Origin of the sequence: Shewanella sp. KT0246, from assembly GCF_019654955.1 — a bacterium.
GTDB classification, from domain to species: domain Bacteria; phylum Pseudomonadota; class Gammaproteobacteria; order Enterobacterales; family Shewanellaceae; genus Shewanella; species Shewanella goraebulensis.
Genome location: NZ_BPEV01000139.1, coordinates 1 through 501 on the forward strand (window position 1 = coordinate 1; position 501 = coordinate 501).

Sequence of the window (501 nt, forward strand, 5' to 3'; positions counted from 1 at the left end):
CGGTGGGCGCAACCGTAAGAGTTTCAATGTTGTAGCCGCGTTGGGAGAAGAGACCGACAACTCTTGACAGGGCGCCGGGCTGGTTTTCCATCAATACAAATATAATTCGACGTCTCATCAGCTTTTCTCCGTCTTGCTCAGCCACATTTCATTCATAGCGCCACCACGAATTTGCATCGGGTAGACGTGCTCGGTTTCATCAACACTGATATCCACAAACACCAGCCTGTCTTTCATGGCCAGAGCTTGTGCCAGTTTGCTCTCCAGCTCATCCACATGGTCGATATTGATCCCCACATGGCCGTAGGCTTCGGCGATTTTGGCAAAATCAGGCACCGAGTCCATATAAGAATGGGAGTGGCGGCCCGAGTAGATCATGTCCTGCCACTGTTTCACCATCCCGAGGAAGCGGTTGTTGAGATTGATGATTTTCACCGGCACATCGTATTGCAGTGCGGTGGAAAGCTCTTGAATATTCATCTGAATCGAACCGTCGCCGGT

General features: G+C 50.9%; 2 protein-coding genes. Both read right to left on the reverse strand.

Annotated elements, in window-relative coordinates; translation table 11 throughout:
• Positions 1 to 118 (reverse strand): ACT domain-containing protein (locus K5Q58_RS20840; RefSeq protein WP_220755746.1); only part of this gene is annotated, 118 nt, incomplete at its 3' end.
• Positions 118 to 501 (reverse strand): thiamine pyrophosphate-dependent enzyme (locus tag K5Q58_RS20845; protein ID WP_259651416.1); only part of this gene is annotated, 384 nt, incomplete at its 5' end. The genes K5Q58_RS20840 and K5Q58_RS20845, both read right to left, overlap by 1 nt.